This is a genomic window from Chitinophaga alhagiae, from assembly GCF_003568665.1.
GTDB lineage: Bacteria > Bacteroidota > Bacteroidia > Chitinophagales > Chitinophagaceae > Chitinophaga > Chitinophaga alhagiae.
The window spans coordinates 1-1,335 of record NZ_QXMH01000010.1; the positions used below are offsets into that span (position 1 = coordinate 1).

Genomic DNA, 1,335 nt, shown 5'->3' on the forward strand with positions numbered 1-1,335 from the left:
GACACTATCCCAAAAACTGTGTAAACGTAGAAAATCGGAGTTCAAAGCGCTCCGATTTTTTTATTTTTAAACTTTATACAGACAATGAAAGCAGAGGAATTTTTATCAGACGATTTTTTGAAGCAATTTAAGACGGGCCAGCAACTTAGCGATTTTCTGGGCCAAATACAGAAAAGGGCGATTGAAAAGATGCTGGAAGGCGAATTGGACGGGCATTTGGGATATGAGAAGAATGAGCAGAGTGATGGCAAGAATGCCCGCAATGGGTATGGGAAAAAGAAAATCAAGACCAGTTACGGGGAATCAGAAATCAGGGTGCCGCGTGACCGGGATGCCAGTTTCAATCCCATGATCGTTCCCAAGCGGGAAAGCATGGTGGAAGGTATCGAGGAAGTGATCGTGTCGCTGTATGCCAAAGGCATGAGTGTCAGTGATATAGAGGAACAAATAAAGGATGTTTACAAATTTGAGGTGTCTACCGCTACCATCAGCCGGATCACCTCGCGGGTGGCAGAGGACATCGTCGCCTGGCAGAACCGTCCCCTGGAGGCTGTTTACCTGATCGTGTGGATGGACGGGATCGTATTCAAGGTGAGGGAGAACAGTAAAGTGGTCAATAAAACGGTTTATATAGCTGTAGGCCTTCGCAAAGACGGCTATAAGGAGGTGTTGGGCATGTGGTTGGGTAAAAACGAATCTGCGGCTTACTGGATGACCGTACTGACAGATCTGAAGGCCCGGGGAGTGGAGGATATCCTGATCACCGCTACTGATAACCTGGGTGGCTTCACTCAGACCATCCGGACGGTATTCCCTCATTCTGCCACCCAAATCTGCGTAGTCCACCAGATCCGTAACAGCTGCCGGTATGTGGTCTGGAAAGACAAACGTGAATTTACGCGGGATATGAGGGATATTTATGCTGCGCCTACCCGGCAAGCTGCCCAAGCCGCCCTGCAGAGTTTTGAGGGTAAATGGGGCAGCAAATACGGCTATGCGATCAAAAGTTGGAAGGACAACTGGGAAGAGCTGACCGTATTCTTCGACTTCCCTATCGAAATCCGCCAGATCATCTATACCACCAACCTGATCGAAAACCTTAATGGCAAGATCAGAAAATACACAAAGAACAAACTCTCTTTCCCTACTGATGAGGCGGTTCTCAAGTCCGTCTACCTGGCCTTACGGGAGGTGACAAAAAAATGGACAATGCCAATAAGGAACTGGGGCATTGTCCTGGACCAGTTTTTAACTATTTTTGAAAGCAGGATCAGGATATAGATCCTGCTACGAACTCCGATTTTTGAAAACTTACACAGTTACTGAGATAGTCCC

General features: G+C 47.3%; 1 protein-coding gene. It reads left to right on the top strand.

Annotated features, from left to right (window positions below; genetic code table 11):
• Positions 1–84: 84 nt before the first annotated feature.
• Entirely contained in the window at positions 85–1,281 is a 1,197-nt protein-coding gene (locus D3A97_RS24695) for an IS256 family transposase (RefSeq protein WP_119081243.1), read from the top strand.
• Positions 1,282–1,335 lie beyond the last annotated feature (54 nt).

Bases quoted from the DNA above. Each gene is read 5' to 3' on its own strand.
- D3A97_RS24695 (WP_119081243.1), top strand. From the start codon at position 85: ATGAAAGCAGAGGAATTTTTATCAGACGATTTTTTGAAGCAATTTAAG.